Genomic DNA, 18,974 nt, shown 5'->3' on the forward strand with positions numbered 1-18,974 from the left:
AAGGCTCGTAACTTTTGTGTTGCGAGCTTTTTGTGTGGCCTAAAATTAATAATCAGTCTGCTGAAGAATAGCCGGCAAAGCAATGTCCGAAATAATGTGCAATAATTTGCATGCATATTTGTTCCTTTTTTTGCACATATTATATAGTAAATAACACACTAAGACTGTATAATATTAGTGTCAAGGAGTTGTTGACTACGAAAGGGGAATTTAAAATGCCAACAAAGTCACTTGAAAAAAGGGAAACTATGCCTGCAAAGGATCTTCGTTCTTTATCACAAAAAAATTTATTGGATAAATTAAACCAAAATGAAAAATTAGCGATAATCATGAACGATGATATTAAGGCCGCCTTATTAAGCTGGGATAAATATGAGCAAATGGTCGATCGTATTGAATTTTTAAATGCACAAGTGGAAGAATTACAAAGTGATAGAGAAGATTATCAGCTTAATGAACGATATGGAGAAGCAGCTACCAAAGCAGAAGAAAACACAGCTGCCTCCTATGGAATTCAAGAAATAGAGAACACTTTTTTTAAGGGTTCCAGGCAAAGAGAAACTAATAAAAGGGAATAATGACCATGAATTATACGCAAAAATTTGATTCCTTATTTGTTAATGATCTTAAATTCATTCAAGATAATGAATTAATTGCCCCACAAGATTGGGGCTTTTTTGATGAACAGTTTCATAACGAGTTGAAGGCACTAGACAGTAACTGGAAGGAATTAAGCAGACCAACGAAATATGGATTATTGGAAGAGTACGGTTATAGAAAAAGATATATGCATTCCATTCCAGAAAAAGAGAAAAAGAAAAGAAATTGGACGGGACAAAAAGCAAAATCGGATTTAAGAATTGTGTTCAAAGTATGGGAAAAAGAAAAAGTTATCTATTATTTAGGAATTGGTAAGAGAATTAAAGGTTTGCCTAAAGACTCTCGGGACGTATGGGCAAGAATACAGCATAGGCCTATTCCAGAGAATGAGATCAACTAATCTAAACGGCTCGGGCAGCATCACTAATTTCCAGGTTTTAAAAAATAAGGCCGAGCGAACATTGGTAACAATAACCAAAAGAAAGAAGAAGATCCGAAATTGCTGATCTTCTTTCTACCTTGTATAAGCTATTGGCATATGGGAGAACTATCTAGCGACTTTTCTTTTCAACCAAACCAAGTTGGCACCTCAAAGCGAACGCGACACCATCTTCATCATTCGATCTTGTGATATATGTGCTTATCTTTTTTAAATCCGATGGCGCGTTCATCATCACAACTTTTGTATGTGCTATTTGAAACATCGACAGATCATTTAGGTTGTCGCCGATGACTATGATATCCTCTCGGTGAATATGATACTGATTAGCTAATGTGAGCACCCCTACCCCCTTATCAATCTTCGGTGAGATGAATTCAATGACAGGAGAACTTGAAGAGGTTAATCGGACTGAGCTATCACTTGCGAAATGTGTCATTGCCTGTAAAAGCAGATCCGAGTTATAAGAGAAGGTCAATATTTTATAGATTGGCGTTGGACGATCAAGCAAAGTTTTAAGATCGTTAAGCGGACTGATCCCTGCTTGCGCAAACTGATTTAACGCTTTTTGCCAAAGGGTATTCTCATCCATGTTCGGAGTCTTTTTCTTTAATTGTTCAAGTTCACTTTTTAATTCTTGTTCTCCATAAGAGGGTATTAATAATTGTTTATCCGTGGTGATTTCAAAATACATATGCTGTTCTAGAAGATAATCAATTATTTTCTTTGCAGTCTGTCGATCCAAAACTGTTTCACCGATGAGAGAGCCTTCCTGAGAATGTATCGTTGCACCGTTTGAAGCAATCACAGGAAGTGTCAATCGGCTTTGCAACAGTGATCGAACACCGAAATACGTACGTCCAGTCGCAATGGCAACAATATGGTGATTTTCCATAACCTGACGAATCGCTTGAATGTTGTTCGAACTGATTGTGCCTTGACTATTTAATAAAGTTCCGTCTAAACGACCACCTACTAAAGCAGGTGGGTTCAGACATAAATGTCTGCGACTTAAAGTCGCCCTTCAAGACTGAAGTCTTCTGAAAGCTCTTATGCTCAATGCACACTGAATTCTGACTGAACTCAGTCGTCAATCTTGAAAATGTCGTCCTTGACTTTATTTGACTGGTTCGCAATATAATTTCGGATGGTTTCTTCCGTCACGCTGCCGACCGTCGCACAGAAATAACCTCTGGACCATAAGTGCTGGCCCCAATACCGTTTTTTCAGTTCTGAAAACTCATCCTGCAGCAATCTAGATGAGCGTCCTTTCAGATACTGCATGATTTTACTCGGTGCAAGGCTGGGTGGACAAGAGATCAGCAGATGGATATGCTCTTTTCCTACGCTTCCCTGAAAAATGGTGACCCCTCGGGTTTCACATCCTTGTCGGATCAGTTCACGCAACCGAACTGCGACCTGACCCCGTAGCACCTGATACCGATATTGGGTCACCCAGATCACATGATACTTGATATCGTAGATTGCATGACCGCTTTTCTGATAGCCGTCCATACTTTTCACCTCTGTCAAAAGTATGGACACGAATAGATGATACCGTCTAAAGACGGTGGGTTTAGACCCCGCTTTTGTAAGCTAAATAGCACACTGCTGAGGCAATGTCATCAGGCTGACCGACACTTCCAGCTGGTATTTGTGCGATCACCTAATTCAATCGCTTATCCGTTAACTGACCACCCAAAAAATTCGTCCCGATATTGAGTCCCGGTGCAATAGCGTTGACAGTAATCCAATCCTTGCTCAGTTCACGTACAGACGCAAATGTTAGTCGTCCGTTTAAGCCGGACTTTGTAGCCGAATAAGCAAGGCCACCTGCCCTGCTCCCGCCAGTGTCGAAGGACTTTTAAAAGCGATGAAACAACTTTATCCGAAACTTGATGATTGAACCATCTCCCTTTTCACGATTCCCGGACCGCCAAAGGCAATATGCAAGCTTTCATCTCCGAAAATCGTTATCATAGAAATAGAATAAACATTTTTAAAATGGAGGGATTTTAAATGTACGACATAGTCATCGTTGGCGGTGGACCAGCCGGTCAGAGTGCCGCCATCTTCACAAGCAAAGCGGGACTGAAAACACTGGTTATCGATAATGAAAAAGGGCTGACGCAGCGCGCGCTTCTCAAAAATCACTACGGTATCGAAGAGATCAGTGGAACAGCGCTGGTCGAAACGGGGAGAAAACAGGCAGAGCGTTTCGGAACCGAATTTGTTAAAGCCCAAGTGACAAATGTCCACAAAAATGGCGAAGCTTTTGACATTCAAACAGAAGACGGTGCCTCCTACTCCGCCAGTCAAGTGATTCTGGCGACCGGCTCGAACGCAAAGCTTGCACAGACAATCGGTTTGAAGACAAAAGACGGTCGTGAAAAGTTTGTCAAAACCGTGATTGAGGCGGATGAGTCCGGCCACACGAACATTGACGGCATCTGGGCTGCCGGTGTTGCCGCCGGGGTCAGCGTTCACACGATTATCACAAGCGGAGACGGAGCGCAAAAAGCCATTAACCTGATCAGCGAACTGAAAGGCGAACGCTACGTAGATCATGACAAACTGCCGGCGGTCTGAAACCTGAATTCAGCTGAATAACACGTTTTTCTGCATCATTCAAAACAAGGCACATTTTTCGGTGCCTTGTTTTGCTATATTTAAGGACTTCAATTCAGTGAATCGATTGCAACAGGGAAAATGTACAATCCTTCGCCCTGTTTGCCGGTTTTATACGCCCATTATTTCCCATGCAGTATTAATCTGTAACAGTATATTGACTGTCATAGTAATACGACATATAATGCTACTGTGAGGTGATGATATGGTGACGAACAAACTCACATCCGACCAGCTGCGCGGGCATGCCGATACGATGATTTTACGGCTTTTATCCGAAGCAGATCACTACGGCTACGAAATTGTCAAACTGATTGCCGAGCACTCGGGTGGCGAATATGAATTAAAGGAGGCAACGATGTACTCCAGCGTCCGGAGACTTGAGGCAGACAATGATATCGAGTGGTACTGGGGTGATGAATCCCAGGGCGGACGGCGTAAGTATTTTCGGATCACCACTAAGGGTAAAGCCACTTATGCCAGCAACAAAAGTAATTGGGAGTACACCAAACGCATTCTTGATAAATTACTGTAAGGAGGTTTCAGCCATGAATGACAAATTAAGCCGGTATTTGAACGAAGTTTTTTCCCCTTATGACAGCGTAAAAAGTGTTGCCGATTTAAAAGCCGATCTGCTCTCCGATTTGCAGGAGCAGTATCGTGAACTAAAAACCGAGGGAAAAGATGATGAAACAGCCTTCCAGATGACGATCGACAGCATCGGCGACATTGAAGGAACCGTACAGGAAGTGGCTGACCTTTCCCACTCTCTTGAGCGGCAGGCTGTGATCCATTTCAATGCAAGCAACCTGCCGAAGAGTGACTTTGCAGATGTCATCGCACATCAAAGAAATTTTAAAGCAAGCGCGCTGCGCGGGTCCGACTTTTCCGGTGCAGACTTAACCGGCAGCTCATTCGTCAGCAGTGATGTGCGTGAAGCCAATTTCGACGGTACGAACCTGACTGACTGCAAATTATGCGCCATAGACCTCCGGGATGCAAGCTTCCGTCGATCTGTACTTGTCCGCACCAACATCAGTAAGTCGGATCTGACGGGAACAAAATTCATTGATATCCGATTTACAGATGTCACTCTGACGATGACCGATCTTCGAAAAACTGTTCTGGAACGGTGTATCTTTAACGGCGTGGATTTCAAATATTCCGACCTGCGGGGACTGTGCCTTGACGGTCAGACTTTTATCGATGTCACGTTTGACAAAGCGGCGTTGAACGACGTTTCTTTTAAGGACGCAACACTCAGAAATGTGTCTTTCCGTGCAACGCATGCCTTGACGAATAAATATTACCGTGCCATCAAAACCATCTGCTTTGACGGAGCTATGATGGATAAGTTGACTTATGCCGCACTCAAGGGCATGAAGGCTGATTTATCAAAGGTCACTATTATTTAAGATCATACAGGAAATAGCCCTCCAGATTGATGCTTCATTACGGCTATTCATTTTTAATAATTTGGCAAAAACAACTAAGAGTAGATAGAAAATCAACTGATAGATGACATAATTCAACGATTACTCCATTCTATTGATACCTGTTTGACGCGATAATGAATACAGCATTTCGAATAACGAACATTTAGTTCAACTTCATAATGAGAGGCGGGTATCAAAAATGGCTGATACGTTAGGTTCAAGAATTGGAGAATTTAGAAAGAGAAAGGGTATAACACAGGATCAGCTTGCAGAGCACATCGGAGTTTCTTCCCAAGCGGTAAGCAAGTGGGAGAATGACTTGTCATGCCCGGATATTAGCTCACTTCCTCAACTCGCAGATTATTTTAATGTCTCAGTAGATGAACTCCTAAGGGGTGAAAAATCGAAAGTTGTTCAAGTCGTTTCAGAAGGAGAACGTAAAGATTTTAATAAAATGCTATTAAAAGTATCAGTTGACAGTGAAGAGGGAGACATTGTAAGAGTTAATTTGCCGTTGGGATTGGTAAAAGTTGCTTTGGAAATCGGAACGCAATTGCCACAGATTTCGGGTAACGACGCTCTGAAGAACATTGATTTCCAAGCGATATTACTCATGGCGGAAAACGGAGTGATAGGTAAGATTGTCGAGGTTAAGAGTGCTAATGGTGATAATGTTGAAGTTGTCATTGAATGATTCGGAGGTTCATTATGAAGATCAGAATTGAGGCAAATGGACATCGCTTTATCATTCCTCTACCTATTAAGGTCGTGTTAAATGGTGTTACCTTCCGAATAATCGCAAGCTGTACTAAAAAATATTATAAGATTCCCTTAAAGGAAGACTCTTTAAAAGTCTTGAGAAAAGAGCTGATTCATGCGAAAAGGTCATTCAGAAAACTTGCTCTTATTGATATATCAAGCAGTGACGGTTTTAAGCTTAAAATTACGCTTTAGCTCACTTTTCGCTGGATAGGGACCGATTAATCAAAGATTACGATTCTATAAGAGAGCGTGAAACCGATGCAAAATCAGGCCATTCAAGTAAAAGGGCTTAAAAAGTCCTATAGACAGCTTCATGTTCTAAAGGGCGTGGATTTCGAGGTGGAACAGGGTACTATTTTCGCCTTGCTCGGCCCCAACGGTGCAGGCAAGACAACGATCATTAAAATCCTCACCACACTGCTTAAACAAGATGGCGGAACCGCAATCGTAAATGGTTTTGATGTTGCGTCAAACTCCGAAAGTGTGCGGGAGTCGATCAGCCTGACCGGACAATTTGCCGCTGTAGATGAAATTCTGACGGGCCGTGAAAACCTGATCATGATCGCCCGACTTCGCCATCTTAAAAAACCGCGCCAGGTGGCGGACGATCTGCTGAACCGTTTCGGCCTGACCGATGCGGTCAATCGCAGAGTGTCCGCTTATTCCGGTGGCATGCGCCGCAGACTTGACATTGCCATGAGCCTGATCGGAAAACCAAAGCTTATTTTCCTCGATGAACCGACAACAGGGCTAGATCCCGAAGTGCGCATTGAGGTCTGGAAAATGATCAGAGAGCTTGCCGATGGCGGCACAACAATCTTTCTGACCACGCAATATTTAGACGAAGCCGAGCAGCTCGCCGACCGGATTGCCATTCTGCATGAAGGAAAAATTATCGTTAGCGGCACGCTTGCGGAGTTAAAAAAGCTGTTCCCGCCCGCTAAGGTGGAATACGTTGAAAAACAACCGACACTTGAGGAAGTTTTCCTTGCCCTCATCAGCAAAAAGGAGGAGGCTGGGAAATGAACCAACACTTTTTCAGTGACATGGGCGTGATGCTTGGACGCTCCATGCGCCATATTATCCGCAGTATGGACACCATCATCACAGTCACTCTCATGCCGATTGTGTTCATGTTGCTGTTCGTCTACGTGTTCGGCGGAGCCATAAAAACCGGCACGGCTAACTATGTGAACTACTTATTACCCGGCATCCTGCTGATCGCAATCGCAAGCGGTATATCCTACACAGCATACCGCCTCTTTATCGATATGCAACGGGGCATATTTGAACGGTTCTACTCGATGCCGATTGCGCGTTCGACCGTCCTGTGGGGGCACGTACTGACCTCACTGGTATCCAATGCTCTTTCAGTTGTCATCATCATTTTCGTCGCACTGATTATAGGCTTTCGCTCGTCAGCAGGAGTGGTGTCATGGCTTGCCGTGGCTGGTATTCTTGCACTGTTCACACTTGCCCTAACCTGGATTGCTGTAATAGCCGGGCTGTCCGCAAAATCAGTAGATGGTGCAAGTGCCTTTTCCTATCCCATTGTCTTCCTGCCGTTTATCAGCTCGGCCTTTGTACCTACCGCGTCCATGCCCGGACCTGTGCGTGCTTTTGCCGAAAATCAACCGGTCACTTCCATCGTCGACGCGATCCGCTCCCTGCTTGCAGGTCAGCCCGTAGGTAACGATATTTGGATCGCACTCACATGGTGCCTGGGTATACTTTTTGCTGCCTATGTTTTCGCCATGCTGGTTTATAGACGTAAAACTGCATGAGATATGAACAGAAGTTTTAAAGATCTCAATGAATTTTAACGGGTACCATTTCAAGCGACGCAAACTGCCGGTTTATGCCCCCTCTCTCCATAAAAAAACCGTTACTATGATTCGCTCATAATAACAGATTTTTAAGTTGGATGATTATACTTTTTAGTTCAAATTCTTTTTCTAAATAAGACAAAATCGCACAAAGCAGTGGTTCACTTTGCTTTTCCTTTTCGAGTTCTGTTTTTAAAATTGTTATGAGCTCATTTAATTTTTCTTGATAAGACTTTCCATACGGGAGTTTACCAATCGTTTTCTCAGCTTCGTCAATTAATTCAGCTATTAGTTGCTCCTTACTTACAGCATTTCCTCCATTAATATAGTGAACGTAGGCTGATCGATTTATAATAGAAATTGATTGTCCTCGCACCGTACTTTCAACTAATAGATCCATCTTGGTTAAAATAAACTCGGCTATTTTCTCCATAGATAGTATATTGTCTTCGTATATGATCCAAAACAAATATTCCTTCAATATTGCCCGATATATAAAGATCAAATCATATAAATAGGGCTTAATTTTATCCCCATATAAATTTTCCAGGCACTCCTTATGCCAGGAGATTAATCGAGCTCTTACTTTTTGGCGTAACGGTTTAAATTTTTCATCCTGTTGTATCGGAAGTTCGGTAAATTCAACCAAAATGTATTTGTATTCAGCAAAATATTGAAACCGAAATACAATTTGTTGTAAAAACTTTTCTCTTAGCGACATTCCCTTTTGCGAACTTATTTTTTCCGTTTCATCAAAGTACATATTTTGACATCGGTCAAAGACTTCACTAAATAATTCCTCTTTTGATGAAAAATACTTATAGATAGATCCCTTAGCTATACCGTAATCATTTGCAATATCTTGTACAGATGTAGAAAGATAACCTTGCTTCTTAAACAATTTTGTAGCTGATTTTATAATATCTTGTTTCGTAATATTCATTCTTGAAATCACTTCCCTTGACTATCCATGACTCATGGTACAAAATAATAAACATAAAGTCAAATGACTGCTAGTTTTTAAAAATGAACAAACGGTCATTATCATATACACGGGAGTGTTCCAATATGGAAAAACTGATTGACCCTAAAAAAACGGCTTTGGTTGTCATTGACTTACAAAAATGGCTGGGAAACCAGTATGCCCCTTATTCTGCAGAACAGGTTATTGATCATTCAGCTGCTCTGGCCGAGGCTTTTCGTAAAGCGGGGGCTTTTGTCGCCTTAGTTCATGTTTCAAGCAAAGATATGAAAGATATCCCTCAACCGAAACTGGATGTCGCTCCTCCCCAATTAAATCTACCAAGTCACTGGGATGAGCTTGTCTCGAAACTAAACGACCACCTGCTAAAGCAGGTGGGTTCAGACATAAATGTCTGCGACTTAAAGTCGCCACTTAAAGACTGAAGTCTTCTGAAAGACCTTGTGCTCATAGCACACTGAATTCTGACTGAACTCAGTCGTCAATCTTGAAAATGTCGTCCTTGACTTTATTTGACTGATTCGCAATGTAATTTCGGATGATTTCTTCCGTCACGTTGCCGACCGTCGCACAGAAATAACCTCTGGACCATAGGTGCTGGCCCCAATACCGTTTTTTTAGTTCTGAAAACTCATCCTGAAGCAATCTGGATGAGCGTCCTTTCAGATACTCCATGATTTTACTCGGCGCTAGGCTGGGTGGACAAGAAATCAGCAAATGGACATGTTCCTTGCCTACGCTCCCCTGCAGGATTGTGACTCCCCTGGCCTCACATCCCTGCCGGATCAACTCACGCAATCGAACAGCGATTGGACCTCGCAGCACCTGATATCGGTATTTGGTCACCCAGATCACATGATACTTGATATCGTAGACTGCATGACCACTTTTCTGATAACCGTCCATACTTTTCACCTCTTTTGAAAAGTATGGACACGAAAAGATAAGGCTAAAAGCGGATACCGTCTAAAGACGGTGGGTTTAGACCCCGCTTTTGTAAGCTAAACGTTTCTGAAACAGATCACATCGTGATTAAGAAACAATGGGGGGCTTTTTACGGGACGGATTTAGATTTGCAATTGCGCCGCCGCAGTATAGATACTATTGTGCTATGCGGGATTGCAACAGGACTTGGTGTAGATACTACAGCTCGAGAGGCATTTATGTTTGGTTATAATCAAATATTCGGCATTGATGCCATGACAGGATTTTCACAAGCGGAGCACGATCATGTGAAAAACTATATCTTTCCTAGAATAGGGAAAATACGAACCACGAGTGAAATCATTGAATCGATCAACAATTAATTGGGTTGATCGTCTCATTAAAGCTCTGAGGAAGGCGGTGGAGAGTATAAAACTTGTTCAATATTATAAGTCGGGTAATAAACTTCTGGGATTATGTCATGCAAAAGAAATCACCCCCCTTCCGTTTTCATTTGAAGAAGTCGTTTCCATGGTAATGGATCATAAAGAAAAAGAAATCCATTCATCAATTAAAAATTCTGACAGCAAGCCAGAAAAAGCACCGATTCATTACGCACCATGTGTTCCCCCTTATTGTAAGATCATTGGTGTTGGGCTAAATTATAAAAGTCACATAAAAGAATCGGGACTACCTATTCCCAAATTTCCTGTTTTGTTCAGCAAATTTGGAAATACACTTTCAGCGCATCTTGAAGATGTGGTTTTACCTTCTGTATCAAAAGAATTCGATTATGAAGGGGAATTAGGAGTCATCATAGGACGAAAAGCGAAAAATATTTCTGTGAAAAAAACTCTTGATTATGTCTTGGGCTACTGCAATGCAAATGATTTGTCTTCACGCGATCTCCAATTCAGGACACCACAAGGGCTTGTGGGAAAGAATCTGAACGGATTTTGCCCCATTGGCCCCTATATAGTGACCCGGGAAGAAGTTAAAGATCCAAATAATCTAATGATAAAGACCTATGTTAATGGCGCGGTTCGCCAGCAATCCAACACAAACGACATGGTCTTTAATGTAGAAGAGATTGTAAGTTACGTGTCTCACTATATGACCCTTGAACCAGGAGACATAATTCTGACTGGAACACCGGCGGGAGTTATTCTCGGTCAATCAAAGGAAAAACGAAATTGGCTAAAAGCAGGAGATCAAGTCACTGTAGAAATTGAGAAACTCGGATCCCTTACCAATCGTCTAGTAAATGAAGATTGATTACGTTGCCCGTTAACTCAATAACAGAAATATTTTGCTCAACATATCGATTCTTTAAAAACACTCACTTTGGCTGATACGGCACTGAAAAAAAAGCAGCTGATCATTTTGATTAGCTGCTTTCGTGACTAATTCAACTATCGTTCCCGCTACGTCTTCCCATCGGTTTAAACCTTAATGGAGCGTTCGATGGTTTATTTCATTCTACTTACTTTTTTATTTTCTTTTTTCCATTACAGCAAAGTAATTTTCTTCATCATCTGCAAAGTTAAAGACTCTTCCGGAGGGAAGTTCTACAATTTCTCCAACTGTGACATTTTTGTTCGTCAAATCACGATATAATTGATCGAGATTTTCCGTAAAAAACATGATAGATGGCGTTCCTAGATTCATTTCAGGATTCATTTTGGCAATGAACTCTTTACTATGAAGCACAATGCTCGTTGCTGCACCTTTAGGAGCAACTTCTATCGACCTCATCTGTCCATTGTTTTCTTCAGAAATGACCTCAAAGCCCAATTTTTCTGTCCAAAAATCCTTTGCTTCGTCCTGGTTATTAACGTACAACATGATTTGACCGACTTTACTAATCATTGATTTGACACTCCCTTATATAAGTAATGACTAAATTTAATACTTCTATCCCTACTAACACCGAAAACAGTGTTACGGTAATTTATTTCAGGGACTCGACAAGTTCGTCCAAACGGTTCCAGGTTTCGGTGATACCCTGCAGCATGCCCATGTCCGTGACGGTCTTAAGTGCCTCTGCGGACCCATATTCAGCGTGGTTGATCAGCTTCGTCTTTCCACCCAAATCGATAAATTCCAATGTGATCTCGCTCGACGGCATGGAATCATTCACATGACCTTCAGCATCTGAAAAGTAATCGGTATAGACGATCTTCTCGGGCTCGATAATTTCCTTATAAACCCCCTTGCTCCACGATTCCATTCCAAAAAATTGACCTTGATTCTGATCGACACACTTCATACAGTAGTGCCACACGCCACCCGGACGAAAATCAATAGTGCAGACCGGAATCTCCCAGCCTTTCGGCCCCCACCAGCGTTTTAGATGTTCCGGCTCTTTAAACATCTTGAATAAGAGATCGCGTGGCGCATCAAAAATGCGCTCCAGTACAAGTATCTGCTCATTCTCTACTCTCGATACCATGGTATGGTTTGACATTGTCATTCCTCCTCGATCATGAAATGATTTTACGGCTTTTCCTTGTCCTGCAGTTCCTTTAAATAATCATCCAGATTGTCGAATCTTTCCTGCATCACGCGTTGGAAGGACTGTATCCATGAATCCAACGCCTGGAATGGCTCGGGCCGGAGCCTGTAGATTCGTCGGTTAGCTTCGGCCTGTACTTCTACAATCCCGTTGTCGCTAAGCACTTTTAGATGTTTTGAAGTTTGGGGCTGCTTCAATCCCAGCTTCTCAGTGATTTCCCCCACGGTCAGGGGGCCGTGGCGTAAGAGTTCGATGATATTCATACGATTCGGTTCAGCTAAAGCACTCAGCGTCGTTATGTCTATTCCCGGACTTTTGCCGGACATGTTGCTCACCTCTGAATTTAATGGTTTCTTGTCTAATCATCTCCCTGATTTAGAGTAGCTTTCATCCTGTCGGTTTAAATATACCTGGTCATGTATATTCTTGTCAAGGAATATTTAAATAAACTCCCCACAAAACTAATAAGTGACTTTGTATCCGGCTCTTTATTCAAGACCCAGCCTTTCAACGAAGGGTCATAGTAGCATTCAAACTCTTCTTTCATAGGTACATGAGGAAGCTTCTTTGCTGTTTTTGATAACAAAAATATGGTCTTAGCCCTAAGATCATTTAATTCTTGTTTAACTAACGGACGAGAAATCACTTGACATTAGGGACTTTTGAAACGTCTATTCCAACATTTCTTGTTATAATGAGGATGATAGCTAATACAAAGATTAGAACAATTAATTGAATTAAAAGCAAAATGTTTTGAGTTGTTATTGCTGTTAAGTCGTGAATAGAAAATACAGAAGGTTGTTTTCCATCTCCTACAACGCTGTTTAAGAAATCCCATGCATAATGAAATCCAATTGATATGGACAATGACTTGGTCTTATAATACAAAACGCCGAGAATTAGTCCTAAAAGCAATACAGTAGACAATCCAAGAATAGTCGGATACAATGCGATATGCATTAGTGCAAAGAGTAGTGAGGTTACAACAATAGCAACAGTAGAACCCTTTGATTTCATTATCTTGGTTTGCAAATAGCCACGGAAAAACATTTCCTCAATAACTCCAGGAAACCCTGTTGAGACGCAACTTATCACCGTAAAAAATAGTACAGAGACAATGGAATATATTGCAGTCCCAATTGTAAGTCCATGAATAGTTCCTAAGCCATAAGCGATGCTAAATACAATAACATTTATCAGGATAGCAAGCCCAACTCCTACTATCATAGAACTTCGGTTTTTAACAAACCCAACACGGCTCCAAGTAAATGCCACGCCCTCTCTGGTTGAGAAGAATATGAGGACACTTAGTAGTACGAGTTCCATAAGTACATTAATAATGGATTGAACACCCCAATTCAGCCTCATGGCATTGATTGCTTCAGACTGCGATCCTCCGTGTTGATGTAAGTAAATCCCTACCGACACAATCTGTGCAATTGCCATCCACAAATACACTGATATAAAAGCAACTAGATAAGGTATCCCAATCGTCCAAATAAGCCCATTTCGATTTTTCACACAAAACACCTGCCTATTCATTTATCATCAATTAATTTTTTTACTGTCCGTGATTGAATTTTTCCAAATAAATCTCTTGCTCCAAACACCAATTGGTAATGGCTTCTACAACATGCATACCAAATCCAAGAGTCATCCGACCATAAGCTGGTTCGCCTTCAGCTACACCCAGCTGATTTTGAATGGTATGAAACACAGAGCGTATTTCTTCCATCTGTTCCCTGTAGTTTCGAATTAGCTGTCTGTTCTCTTCAATAGATTGATTCTGACCAAAATATAGTCGCAGTAACATTTCATTCTTTTCTGGTGAGGGGGGACTTAGTGGTTGATTCATCCATTCGTGGAATTTAATTTGCCCCAATTTCGTGATTGTGTAAATTTTTCGGCTTCTTCCCGAAACTAATTCATCTGTTAAAGTTGCCCACCCAAGTTCCACAAGACGTTTCAAATTGGGATAAATTTGTCCATAACTTTCATGCCAAAAGTGGCTTAAACGCTGTTCAATACGCTGTTTAATATCATATCCTGTATGCGGACCGAACATAAGGATACCAAGAAGAGCATAAAGGCTCTTGTTTTCACGCATAATATCACTCCTTTTTTACGTTATATATACATTAGATATATATCATTTAGATATAAATTGTCAATAGTTACTAAGAATATGACCCTTTAGTGGAACATACTAGAGTTTTACAATCAACAAGGACATGAAAAATCTTGTTTAAATTAATGCGGTTTGACCCCCCAATCTTGGACACAAAGTCGAGGGGGCAAACAGATGAGTGTTTTATAATGAACAGTAGCTACGATCAATCATTTTTATAAACTTGATAAATACAAATAGAGTTGTTTAACCAGAACTGTATAAGGTCGCATTCTTCCGGTGAAATAAACGGCCAGTTAAGAAAATAGTTGTTGACTCACGCAGATATTCCGTGATTCAGCCATAGATTTTATGACGAAAAAATTTTATACTGCTCTATAATCAAAGAAACTCACTGTTGCGCAGTTGGCGGGTAATGCGCAATAAGATATGGCCGAGGTGAAATATATTGAAAAAGATTAACAATTATTTTAAACTGGGATTATTTTTCAATGGAATTTGGCTGATTTCAAATTCTTTTAATTTGTTACCGAGTTTTATTGAAGGACTGTGTTGTGGGGTGGGGTTGACTCTTATACTAATAGGAATGTGTGCCCAGAATTATGATATATCTAAATTGAGAACTTATAAGAAAAGGTTATTGAAAAAAGTATTTCATTTTTAAACTCATAATACACAGTACGACGATACTGCGCAACAACATCCTCAGTAAAGGATCTTTTGTCCAGTAACAACTTTTTTGTAAGTAAAGAATTTTATTTCCATGCGACACCAGCCTTTAATTTGATGAACCCTACCGGATGATGGAATGTTCTGTATTGTCAGCCATGGTTTATAGTCTGTTAATTTGCCGCTACCTTGACCCTCAGCGCAATATCGCGCAATTTTATCTTCCGTCCAATGATTCGCTCGTTTCGGCAAAAAACCACCTCCCCAAAAAGAAATACTGCTACTATGATTAACTCATAGTAACAGTACCAGTAAAGAACTTTTTACCAAGTAAACAATTTTATTTCCAAGTAAAGATCTTTTTTTCAACGGTACATATGTACCGTCTGCTTTTTTACTATTATTCTACTGTTACCGATTTAGCAAGATTTCTTGGTTTATCAACATCGCATTCGTTCTGCAGGGCCGCGTAGTAAGCGATCAGCTGCAGAGGAATGGCGCAAACAAGTGGTGTAAAGACTTTATGGACTTTCGGGAGCACGATTTGGTCGCCGGGTTGCTCAGTGACATCTTCCATGCTGATGATGCAAGTGTGAGCGCCGCGGGCCAGGACTTCTTCGACATTATTTCGGATGCTATTATTGACTTTCTCCTGTGTGGCAAAAGCGAGAACCGGTGTACCGTTTTCGATCAGGGCGATCGTGCCGTGCTTGAGTTCGCCGCCGGCAAAGCCTTCCGCCTGAATATAGGAAATTTCCTTCAGCTTTAGAGCGGCTTCCATGCAGACATAGTAGTCGAGGCCGCGGCCAATGTAGAAAGCGTTGCGCGTGATCGATAGATAGTCACGAGCGATTTCTTTCAGTTGCGCTTTGTCATCGACCATCTGCTCCATCGCCTGAGCGGTGATGCTCAGTTCATGGACGGGTTCAAAATCAAGAGCAATTCCCCTGTTTTCGGCAGCGGCGACAGCGATGAATGAAAGCACCGCCATCTGAGCTGTATAGGCTTTCGTTGAAGCAACCGCGATTTCCGGTCCTGCGTAAAGCAGCATTTTGTAATCCGCTTCACGGTACAGGGTCGAACCTTCGACGTTGGTCAGCGTCAGCGTCGGATAGCCCATTTTTTTCACATTCACCAGTACAGCCCGGCTGTCCGCCGTTTCTCCGCTCTGCGAGATAAAGAGAAACAGAGGCTTCTTTGACAAAAGCGGCATATTATATGAGAATTCACTGGAAATATGCACTTCAGTCGGGATACCGGCAATCTGCTCGATCATGTATTTTCCGACGACACCCGCGTGGTAGCTCGTGCCGCAGGCGATAATATAAAGACGGTCGCAACTTGTGATTGCTTTAATTATTGCCGGATCAACAGTAATTGATCCACTGTCGCCGCTGTACTCTTGAAGCAGTCTGCGAATAACTGCCGGCTGTTCATCAATTTCCTTCAGCATATAGTGCGGGTATGCACCCTTTTCCGTATCGCGTGCATCAAAGGATACTGTGTAAGGCTCACGTGTTTTGACGTTTCCGTCCAGATCCTTAATTGTATAGCTCTCTCTTGTCAGTTCGACAATTTCCTCATCCATCAGTTCAACATACTGTTTAGTTTGTTGAATCATGGCTGTAGCGTCACTGGCCACAACATTGAAACCGTCGCCTGTGCCGATCAGAAGCGGGCTTTTATTTTTAGCCACATAGAGCATGCCGCTGTTTTCAGAATCCAACAGGGCAATCGCATAGGATCCGTCAATGAGCTTCAGTGTTTTTCGCAGAGCTTCTTCAACACTCAGTCCATGATCCACAAAATGCTCAATGAGCTGAGCAACCACTTCGGTGTCCGTGTCGCTCTTCATTTTCACATTAGGAATATACTGAGCTTTCAGCTGGCTGAAGTTTTCAATCACTCCGTTGTGAACGATCGTAAATCGCCCGGAACTGCTTTCGTGCGGGTGAGCATTACGTTTGTTCGGCTCCCCGTGTGTCGCCCAGCGTGTATGCCCGATTCCAAGTGTTGCCTGAACTGCGGGATCTACGATTTTTCGAAGAATATCAATCCGCCCTTTTTCTTTAAAAACATGAACACCGTCGCTATTGAGCAGTGCGATGCCTGCCGAGTCGTAACCCCGATATTCAAGATTGCTGAGTCCCTTCAGCAAAATGTCACGTGCATCCTTATCGCCAATATAGCCTACAATACCACACATAGGATTCCCTCCTCGTGAGGCAAGCGAGCCTTTCAGGGGCAAATCTTGCCCCACTTGTTTAAAATAGTTTGTGCCTGCTGTCCGGTTTCTGTTCAGAAAGTTGCCTTCCTGTTTTGTGCACGGACTAACGGCTGCAAGCAATCCGAGAGGTATCCGCCGAGTGTTTCGATAAACCTCTTCCTCGTCAACTATTCCTGTTCTTTCTCCGTCATCCGGAATAGTCCAGGCGCTTTATATTCAGTTGTCCTGCCCTCTTTTCCATTCTCAAGTCAAAAACTTTTAGTAACCATAAAAAGTTTACTTAAAACCAAGAGGACTGTCAATTAGAGATTGACCCTCGTGACTCTTCTTATATATATTCCTAAGAGTCATATCCCGTGCCATGGAGACATACTTTATGCTAAGAAAGCCGCTGATGTCCCAGTTCAGCCATTCCGGTCAAATTACGCCTGAATCTGACCGCCGATTTCTTCTTCTACCGTCCGAGCAATACGGTCAACATAGGCTTTGCATGCGTCTTCGGTTGGCGCTTCAGCCATCACACGGATCAGTGATTCTGTTCCTGAAGGGCGCACTAGAATGCGTCCATCGCCAGCCATCTCATCCTCTACCTCGCGGATGGTCTCGGCAACCGCAGGATGATCCGTAACATGGAACTTGTCTGCAACCCGGATGTTCACTAATTCCTGAGGATAAGTGTGAACCCCGGCAGCCAGTTCAGACAGTTTCTTGCCGGTTGTTTTCATAATGCTGACAAGCTGGAGAGCGGTCAGCATGCCATCACCTGTAGTCGCATGATCAAGAAAAATGATATGTCCGGACTGTTCGCCGCCAAGTGAATATCCTCCGGCACGCATTTCTTCCATCACATAACGGTCGCCGACTGTTGTTTGCTTCGTCTCAATCTGTGCAGCCTGGAGGGCCTTATAAAGTCCCAGGTTGCTCATTACGGTGGTTACCAGCGTATTTTTATTTAGTGAACCTTGTGATTTCAAATAAGTGGCGCAAATGTACATAATTTTATCGCCATCGATAATATTGCCCAGTTCATCAACAGCGATCAGGCGATCGCCGTCGCCGTCAAAAGCCAGACCGCAGTCCGCCCCTTTTTCCAGGACAAATGCTGCCAGCGCCTCCGGATGTGTAGATCCTACACCGTCATTGATATTTTCCCCATTTGGCGACGTGCCGATCGTCGCGATATCTGCTTCCAGATCTGCGAAAAGATGAGGAGCAAGCGAGCTGGTTGAACCATTCGCACAGTCCAGTGCGATACTCATCGTTGAAAAGTCATCCTCCTGAATGGTTTGTTTCAGGAACTGCAGATACTTTTGACTGCCCTCAAAGTAGTCACTTGAAATCCCCAGGTCGCCGCCTACCGGGCGCGGGAGATCATCATTTTCCTTAGCAAGAAGGGCCTCAATATCATCTTCCACTTCATCGCTGAGTTTGAACCCGTCACTGCCGATAAACTTGATCCCGTTATCCGCAAATGGATTATGCGATGCTGAGATCATGATACCCGCACTTGCGTCCATAGCTTTTGTCAGATAGGCAACACCGGGCGTCGAGATCACACCTAACCGCATCACTTCAACACCAATGGAGAGCAATCCAGCATTCAGCGCGTCTTCAAGCATGTTTCCTGAGATGCGGGTATCACGTCCGACCAATACTTTTGGATGCTCCGTTGTCTTGGTCAGGACATATCCACCCGCCCTGCCCAGCTTAAAAGCCAGCTCCGGTGTCAAGCCGTTATTAGCAATTCCCCTGACACCATCCGTACCAAAATACTTTGCCATCGTTTTATTCGCTCCTATCTTTCCGCTCGTCCAAGCTCGCTGCTCTATTGTAAACTC

The 18,974-nt window shown here is 42.6% G+C and carries 23 protein-coding genes and 1 pseudogene; 12 read left to right on the forward strand and 12 right to left on the reverse strand.

Features of this window, described 5'->3' with window-relative positions; all coding sequences use genetic code 11:
- Nucleotides 1-215: 215 nt before the first annotated feature.
- Together COP04_RS01355 and COP04_RS01360 are read left to right on the forward strand one after the other, a co-directional pair.
- Nucleotides 216-578, forward strand: coding sequence for a hypothetical protein (locus tag COP04_RS01355; protein ID WP_100486363.1), 363 nt, complete (start codon nt 216-218; stop codon nt 576-578).
- Nucleotides 579-583: 5 nt separating this feature from the next.
- Nucleotides 584-1,000, forward strand: coding sequence for a hypothetical protein (locus tag COP04_RS01360; protein WP_157800128.1), 417 nt, complete (start codon nt 584-586; stop codon nt 998-1,000).
- 151 nt (nt 1,001-1,151) lie between these two features.
- On the opposite strand, the gene COP04_RS01365 is transcribed toward COP04_RS01360, so the two are convergent.
- Nucleotides 1,152-2,033, reverse strand: a complete 882-nt coding sequence (locus tag COP04_RS01365) for a Cof-type HAD-IIB family hydrolase (RefSeq protein ID WP_100486365.1) — start codon at nt 2,031-2,033, stop codon at nt 1,152-1,154.
- A gap of 89 nt (nt 2,034-2,122) precedes the next feature.
- Entirely contained in the window at nt 2,123-2,554 is a 432-nt protein-coding gene (gene tnpA / locus COP04_RS01370; RefSeq protein ID WP_100486366.1) for an IS200/IS605 family transposase, read from the reverse strand.
- 504 nt (nt 2,555-3,058) lie between these two features.
- Between tnpA (COP04_RS01370) and COP04_RS01375 the strand changes: the two genes are divergently transcribed.
- From COP04_RS01375 to COP04_RS01405, 7 genes are all read left to right on the forward strand, one after another.
- Nucleotides 3,059-3,628 (forward strand): NAD(P)/FAD-dependent oxidoreductase, encoded by a 570-nt coding sequence (locus COP04_RS01375; protein ID WP_100486367.1) that lies wholly within the window; start codon nt 3,059-3,061, stop codon nt 3,626-3,628.
- A 244-nt stretch (nt 3,629-3,872) separates the two neighbouring features.
- Complete coding sequence (locus tag COP04_RS01380; protein WP_100486368.1) at nt 3,873-4,202, forward strand: PadR family transcriptional regulator; 330 nt, start codon at nt 3,873-3,875, stop codon at nt 4,200-4,202.
- Between the two features lie 13 nt (nt 4,203-4,215).
- Nucleotides 4,216-5,082, forward strand: coding sequence for a pentapeptide repeat-containing protein (locus COP04_RS01385; RefSeq protein ID WP_100486369.1), 867 nt, complete (start codon nt 4,216-4,218; stop codon nt 5,080-5,082).
- A 220-nt stretch (nt 5,083-5,302) separates the two neighbouring features.
- Entirely contained in the window at nt 5,303-5,797 is a 495-nt protein-coding gene (locus tag COP04_RS01390) for a helix-turn-helix domain-containing protein (RefSeq protein WP_100486370.1), read from the forward strand.
- Between the two features lie 14 nt (nt 5,798-5,811).
- Complete coding sequence (locus COP04_RS01395; RefSeq protein ID WP_100486371.1) at nt 5,812-6,057, forward strand: hypothetical protein; 246 nt, start codon at nt 5,812-5,814, stop codon at nt 6,055-6,057.
- Between the two features lie 66 nt (nt 6,058-6,123).
- A complete protein-coding gene (locus COP04_RS01400; RefSeq protein ID WP_100486372.1) occupies nt 6,124-6,891 on the forward strand; it encodes an ABC transporter ATP-binding protein in 768 nt (255 codons plus the stop codon).
- Nucleotides 6,888-7,649 carry an ABC transporter permease gene (locus COP04_RS01405; RefSeq protein ID WP_100486373.1) on the forward strand — a complete coding sequence of 254 codons (762 nt, stop codon included), beginning with the start codon at nt 6,888-6,890 and terminating at the stop codon, nt 7,647-7,649. The genes COP04_RS01400 and COP04_RS01405 overlap by 4 nt, the downstream gene beginning before the upstream one ends.
- A 115-nt stretch (nt 7,650-7,764) precedes the next feature.
- Here the strand turns inward: COP04_RS01405 and COP04_RS01410 are convergent, their stop codons facing one another.
- Nucleotides 7,765-8,634 carry a TetR/AcrR family transcriptional regulator gene (locus COP04_RS01410; protein WP_100486374.1) on the reverse strand — a complete coding sequence of 290 codons (870 nt, stop codon included), beginning with the start codon at nt 8,632-8,634 and terminating at the stop codon, nt 7,765-7,767.
- Between the two features lie 125 nt (nt 8,635-8,759).
- Here COP04_RS01410 and COP04_RS01415 point away from each other — a divergent pair, with 125 nt between their 5' ends.
- Nucleotides 8,760-9,098, forward strand: a complete 339-nt coding sequence (locus COP04_RS01415) for a cysteine hydrolase family protein (protein ID WP_100486375.1) — start codon at nt 8,760-8,762, stop codon at nt 9,096-9,098.
- A 49-nt stretch (nt 9,099-9,147) separates the two neighbouring features.
- On the opposite strand, the gene tnpA (COP04_RS01420) is transcribed toward COP04_RS01415, so the two are convergent.
- Complete coding sequence (tnpA, locus tag COP04_RS01420; protein WP_100486376.1) at nt 9,148-9,579, reverse strand: IS200/IS605 family transposase; 432 nt, start codon at nt 9,577-9,579, stop codon at nt 9,148-9,150.
- 107 nt (nt 9,580-9,686) lie between these two features.
- On the opposite strand from tnpA (COP04_RS01420), the pseudogene COP04_RS01425 reads away from it, so the two are divergent.
- A pseudogene (locus COP04_RS01425) lies at nt 9,687-9,980 on the forward strand (isochorismatase family protein); the annotation flags it as partial.
- Complete coding sequence (locus COP04_RS01430; protein WP_239984727.1) at nt 9,961-10,872, forward strand: fumarylacetoacetate hydrolase family protein; 912 nt, start codon at nt 9,961-9,963, stop codon at nt 10,870-10,872. The pseudogene COP04_RS01425 and the gene COP04_RS01430, both read left to right, overlap by 20 nt.
- A gap of 216 nt (nt 10,873-11,088) precedes the next feature.
- Here COP04_RS01430 and COP04_RS01435 read toward each other — a convergent pair whose 3' ends face one another.
- From COP04_RS01435 to glmM, 8 genes are all read right to left on the reverse strand, one after another.
- Nucleotides 11,089-11,466 (reverse strand): VOC family protein, encoded by a 378-nt coding sequence (locus COP04_RS01435; protein ID WP_100486378.1) that lies wholly within the window; start codon nt 11,464-11,466, stop codon nt 11,089-11,091.
- A gap of 82 nt (nt 11,467-11,548) precedes the next feature.
- Nucleotides 11,549-12,064 carry an SRPBCC domain-containing protein gene (locus COP04_RS01440; protein WP_100486379.1) on the reverse strand — a complete coding sequence of 172 codons (516 nt, stop codon included), beginning with the start codon at nt 12,062-12,064 and terminating at the stop codon, nt 11,549-11,551.
- Nucleotides 12,065-12,093: 29 nt separating this feature from the next.
- Nucleotides 12,094-12,438: an ArsR/SmtB family transcription factor gene (locus COP04_RS01445; RefSeq protein WP_100486380.1), complete on the reverse strand. Its 345-nt coding sequence runs from the start codon at nt 12,436-12,438 to the stop codon at nt 12,094-12,096.
- A 316-nt stretch (nt 12,439-12,754) separates the two neighbouring features.
- Nucleotides 12,755-13,633 carry a CPBP family intramembrane glutamic endopeptidase gene (locus COP04_RS01450; RefSeq protein ID WP_157800129.1) on the reverse strand — a complete coding sequence of 293 codons (879 nt, stop codon included), beginning with the start codon at nt 13,631-13,633 and terminating at the stop codon, nt 12,755-12,757.
- Nucleotides 13,634-13,673: 40 nt separating this feature from the next.
- The gene (locus COP04_RS01455; protein ID WP_100486382.1) at nt 13,674-14,219 is read right to left on the reverse strand and encodes a PadR family transcriptional regulator; all 546 of its coding nucleotides are present in this window, start codon (nt 14,217-14,219) and stop codon (nt 13,674-13,676) included.
- Between the two features lie 726 nt (nt 14,220-14,945).
- The gene (locus COP04_RS01465; RefSeq protein ID WP_100486384.1) at nt 14,946-15,161 is read right to left on the reverse strand and encodes a hypothetical protein; all 216 of its coding nucleotides are present in this window, start codon (nt 15,159-15,161) and stop codon (nt 14,946-14,948) included.
- A 148-nt stretch (nt 15,162-15,309) separates the two neighbouring features.
- Nucleotides 15,310-17,115 carry a glutamine--fructose-6-phosphate transaminase (isomerizing) gene (gene glmS, locus COP04_RS01470; protein WP_100486385.1) on the reverse strand — a complete coding sequence of 602 codons (1,806 nt, stop codon included), beginning with the start codon at nt 17,113-17,115 and terminating at the stop codon, nt 15,310-15,312.
- 443 nt (nt 17,116-17,558) lie between these two features.
- On the reverse strand, nt 17,559-18,917 hold the full coding sequence (gene glmM, locus COP04_RS01475; RefSeq protein WP_100486386.1) for a phosphoglucosamine mutase: 1,359 nt from the start codon (nt 18,915-18,917) through the stop codon (nt 17,559-17,561).
- Between the last annotated feature and the right edge of the window lie 57 nt (nt 18,918-18,974).

The sequence above is a fragment of the Sporolactobacillus pectinivorans genome (genome assembly GCF_002802965.1).
Lineage (GTDB): Bacteria > Bacillota > Bacilli > Bacillales > Sporolactobacillaceae > Sporolactobacillus > Sporolactobacillus pectinivorans.